We start from the raw sequence: 4,102 nt of genomic DNA on the forward strand, positions 1-4,102 counted from the left end.
CTCAACAGAGAGACCACGGTAGGCCCCTCAGCCCATGAGCCGCTCCCGCTCCCCCGCGTCCGAGGCGACCGCCGCCGCCGTCAGCGCCATCGCCGTGGCTCCGTCGAGGACGGCGCGGTCGGCCTCGCCGCCGACGCAGTGCGCGGCGAACTCCTTCTGGTGGTTGACGGCGGGCAGCGAACCGATGCCGAGATAGGGGTGGATGGCGGGCAGGACTCGGGACACGTTGCCCATGTCGGTCGAGGCGCGGTTCATCCGGGCCGCGGGGGTGCCCGGATCGAAGCGGCGGCCCAGTTCCTCGGCCGTGCGCCGGTAGACGGCGAGCAGTCCCGCGTCGTTGCGGAATTCCGAGTACGGCGGGCTCTCCGGTTCGATCTCCAGCTCGCACCCCGTCGCCAGCGCGCCCGCCTCGAAGCAGCGCTCGACGCGCGGGCGCAGTGCGTCGAGGTGCTCCAGGGTGTCCGCGCGGACGTACCAGCGGCCCTCCGTCAGCTCCGGGATGGCGTTGGGCGCCTCGCCGCCGCGCGTCGTCATGCCGTGCACCCGTGTGCCGCCCGGCAGTTGCTGGCGCAGCAGGCCGATCGCGACCTGGGCGAGGGTGAAGGCGTCGGCCGCGTTGCGGCCCTGCTCCGGGTAGGCGGCGGCGTGCGCGGCCTTGCCGTGGTAGCGGACCTTGAGGTGGGCGACGGCGAACGGGTCCGCCTCCGCCACGTCGACGGGCCCGGGGTGGACCATCATCGCCGCGTGCACCCCGTCGAAGGCGCCGCGCTCCAGCATGAGGATCTTCCCGCCGCCGCCCTCCTCCGCCGGGGTGCCGAAGACGGTGACCGTCAGGCCGAGTTCGTCGGCGACCGCGGCCAGTCCCGCGGCCGCGCCGACCGCGGCGGAGGCGATGATGTTGTGGCCGCAGGCGTGGCCGAGGCCGGGCAGCGCGTCGTACTCGGCGCAGATCCCGATGTGCAGCGGCCCCGTTCCGGTGGTCGCGGTGAAGGCGGTGGGCAGTCCGGCGGTCCCGGTGCGGACGGTGTAGCCGAGGGCGTCCAGCGCCCCGGCCGTCCAGCGGGCCGCCTTCTCCTCCTCCCAGGCCACCTCGGGGTGGGCGTGGATGCGGTGGCTGAGGGCCAGCAGGTCGTCGGCCGCCGCCGCGACGGCCCGCCGGATGCCGCTCGTACGCGCCTCCGTACGCGCCTGAGTGCTCGCCGCCATCACGCGTCCCCCGGCACACCGAACGACGGCGCCTCGCCGGGGGCGAGCGCGCGCTGGACGTACGGCTGTTCCTGCGGCTCCCAGAGCTTCCACAGCGCGGCGAGTTCGGCGATCGGGTCGCCGTCGGTCCAGTCGACGCGCAGGTCCGTGACCGGCCACGGCACTTCTGCGGCGACGAGCAGCCCGGCCGAGCGCACCGGGCCCTCCTCGCCGCCCGCCGCCGCGCCCGCGCCGAGCGCGTCGAGGAGGCGCCGGGCGAGCGGGGCGGCCGGGTCGGCGGCGAAGGCGTCGAGGATCGCCCGCGGTACGCCGGGGTCGGCGAGGAGGTTTCCGGCGGCGACCGCGTCGGGGCCGACGGCCTCCGCGTGCTTGCCGAGGGTGTGCGCCCCGGAGTACGCGGCGCCCGGCCCGACGACGCCGACGGCGGTCAGCTGCCGGTAGGGGATGTGCGGGAGGTGCGCCTCGGCGTGCGCGGTCCCGTGGATCGCGGAGGCGGCGGACGCGCCGCCCGCCAACTGGTCGAGCAGGTGGGCGCCGAGCCGCGGGTCGGTGATGTTCTGTGAGCAGGCCGCGCCGACGCCCGCCCGTACGTACGCGCAGCGGGCGGCGACGGCGGGGGACGACGAGGTGACGGCGACCCCGAACTGTCCGGTGCGCGCGCAGCGCGCGGCGATCGAGAAGGTCATGCCGCCTCCCCGTCCCGTACGGCCGCTCGGACGTCTGCGGCACGGGCGGCGGCAGCTTCGGCGCGGCGCTCCGCCGGAATCACGGCGGTGGCGTCGATCTCCACGAGCCATTCGGGCCGGGCGAGCGCGGAGACGACGAGGCCGGTGGAGACGTAGTGGACGCCCTTGAGCCAACGGCCCATGACGCGGTAGACGGGCTCGCGGAAGCGGATGTCCGTCAGATAGACGGTGATCTTCACGATCTCGTCGAGGCGGCTGCCGCACTCCGCCAGCAGCATCGCGATGTTGGCCATCGCCCGCTCGGCCTGGGCCGCGACGTCGCCGACGCCGACGTTCTCGCGGGTGTCGAGATCCTGGCCGATCTGGCCGCGCAGATAGACGGTGCCCTCGGCGACGACGGCCTGCGCGAGGTCGTTGGAGAGGTCCTGTTCGGGGTAGGTGGCGGCGGTGTTGAAGGGGCGGACGCGGTCGTGGACGGTCACTTGGCGGCCTTCCGGTTCAGGGAGCCGAGCACGTTGTCGGAGAGTCCGGCCGCGTCCTTGACCAGGTCGAGCGGGCCGTCCCAGCCGAAGTTGCGGTAGACGGCGCCGAGGTGGGCGAACGGCGGTGACTGCGCGAAGAGCTGGAAGGTCAGCCGGTGGCCCGCGTAGTCGGAGTTCAGCAGGTCACGGGCGTACGCGAGGAGCTTGCGGCGGTCCTCGGCGACCCAGTGCTCGTTGACCGAGTAGAACTTCTCCAGCCACGGCCCGGTCTCGGGGTCCTCGAAGGACGCCTTGTCCGGGGTGATGCAGATCTGGCCGCCGCACAGTTCGCGGGCGATGTGCATCATCTCGTGGAGCTGCGAGCAGGCCAGCACCCGGCCGGTGTAGAGGAGCGACTGATTGGGCATCAGCAGCCCGCCGGGACTGGGCTCCGCCATGGCGACGGCGGCGGTGAGGTGCGCGTTGATGCCCTCGCGGTAGCAGGCGAGGGTGGCCAGCTTCTCCTGTACGGCCTGCTGCTTCTCCAGCCCCGTCTGCTTCACGTTCCACAGCGCGGCGCCGATCATCAGGTCCGCGAGGCGCAGGTTGCGCTGGGTGAAGGCGTAGGCGCTGTAGCGGTGCAGGGTGGCGCGGATGAAGGTGGCGGCCTTGGTGTCGCGGTAGAAGAGGATGTTCTCCCAGGGGATTTCGACGTCGTCGAAGACGACGAGGGTGTCGACCTCGTCGAAGCGGTTGGAGACGGGATAGTCCTCGACGGGCTTGGCGCCGCCCGCGAAGCCGGTGCGGCAGATGTACTTGAGGCCGGGGGCGCCCATGTCGAGCATGAACCCGAGGGCGTAGTCGGAGAGTTCGGAGTCGCCCCAGTTGGCGATGGTCGGCTTGGCGAACGCCTGGTTGGAGTAGGCGGCGGCCGTCTCGTACTTGGCGCCCCGCACGACGATGCCGCGGTCCGTCTCGCGGACGGCGTGCAGCAGCATGTCGGGGTCCTGGTCCTGCGGGCGCTTGGAGCGGTCGCCCTTGGGGTCCGTGTTGGCTGAGACGTGGAAGGGGTCGCCGAAGCAGGCCAGGTCGATGTGGCGCTTGACGTTCTCGGCGTAGGCCGGGTTGATCTGGTTGAGGACGTCCTGGCCGTCGATGAGGGACCACACCTCGCCGATGGTCTCGTCGCCGACGCGGGTGACGACGCCGCCGGCGTCGGTGAGCACCGCGTCGGTGGCGGCCCGCTTGTCCTCCCAGTCCTGGCGGGTACGGGGCGGCTTCTGCTGGACGGCGTTGAGTTCGCCGCTCTCCTCGTCCTTGTACGTCATGACGCCGCTGGTCGCCGGGTCGTGCGCCATGTCGTAGATCCGGGCCCGGATGTCGACGAGCGGCTTGAAGGCGGGGTGCGTGGGCACGTCCTCGATCTTCTCGCCGTTCATCCAGACCTCGCGGCCGTCGCGGATCGACTCCCGGTACTGCTCTCCGGTGCGGATCATGTCCGTACTCCTTGTCCTGGGCTCTCAGAGGGGGCGGCGGCTGCCGTGCAGGGGTGGGGCGGGCGCCCGTCAGAAGGGGCGGTGGGTGCCGTACGTACGGGCGTGGTGCACCAGGGGGTGGGCGCCCGGGGAGACGGCGGCGGCGGTGACGGCGCCGAAGAGGACGCGGTGCGTGCCGGAGACGACCGCGTCGCCGAGCCGGCAGTCGAAGACGGCGGCGGCGCCGCGCAGCAGCGGCGAGCCGGTTTCGAAG

Annotated in this window: 5 protein-coding genes; all 5 read right to left on the reverse strand. The window is 72.8% G+C overall.

Annotation, left to right across the window (positions count from 1 at the left end; all coding sequences use genetic code 11):
• Nucleotides 1-27 precede the first annotated feature (27 nt).
• Complete coding sequence (locus ACFU99_RS35790; RefSeq protein WP_384400432.1) at nucleotides 28-1,206, reverse strand: amidohydrolase; 1,179 nt, start codon at nucleotides 1,204-1,206, stop codon at nucleotides 28-30.
• A complete protein-coding gene (locus tag ACFU99_RS35795) occupies nucleotides 1,206-1,892 on the reverse strand; it encodes a DUF1028 domain-containing protein (RefSeq protein ID WP_384400435.1) in 687 nt (228 codons plus the stop codon). The genes ACFU99_RS35790 and ACFU99_RS35795 overlap by 1 nt, the downstream gene beginning before the upstream one ends.
• Nucleotides 1,889-2,374 (reverse strand): RidA family protein, encoded by a 486-nt coding sequence (locus tag ACFU99_RS35800; protein WP_384400438.1) that lies wholly within the window; start codon nucleotides 2,372-2,374, stop codon nucleotides 1,889-1,891. Before ACFU99_RS35800 ends, ACFU99_RS35795 begins: the two co-directional genes overlap by 4 nt.
• Nucleotides 2,371-3,849, reverse strand: a complete 1,479-nt coding sequence (locus ACFU99_RS35805; protein WP_384400441.1) for a 4-hydroxyphenylacetate 3-hydroxylase family protein — start codon at nucleotides 3,847-3,849, stop codon at nucleotides 2,371-2,373. The genes ACFU99_RS35800 and ACFU99_RS35805 overlap by 4 nt, the downstream gene beginning before the upstream one ends.
• A gap of 69 nt (nucleotides 3,850-3,918) precedes the next feature.
• Nucleotides 3,919-4,102 (reverse strand): flavin reductase family protein (locus tag ACFU99_RS35810; RefSeq protein ID WP_384400444.1); only part of this gene is annotated, 184 nt, incomplete at its 5' end.

The organism is Streptomyces sp. NPDC057654 (genome assembly GCF_042800135.1).
Lineage (GTDB): Bacteria > Actinomycetota > Actinomycetes > Streptomycetales > Streptomycetaceae > Streptomyces.

Excerpts from the sequence above, each read along its gene's own strand:
- ACFU99_RS35790 (WP_384400432.1), bottom strand. The coding sequence starts at position 1,206 with ATGGCGGCGAGCACTCAGGCGCGTACGGAGGCGCGTACGAGCGGCATC.
- ACFU99_RS35795 (WP_384400435.1), bottom strand. The coding sequence starts at position 1,892 with ATGACCTTCTCGATCGCCGCGCGCTGCGCGCGCACCGGACAGTTCGGG.
- ACFU99_RS35805 (WP_384400441.1), bottom strand. The coding sequence starts at position 3,849 with ATGATCCGCACCGGAGAGCAGTACCGGGAGTCGATCCGCGACGGCCGC.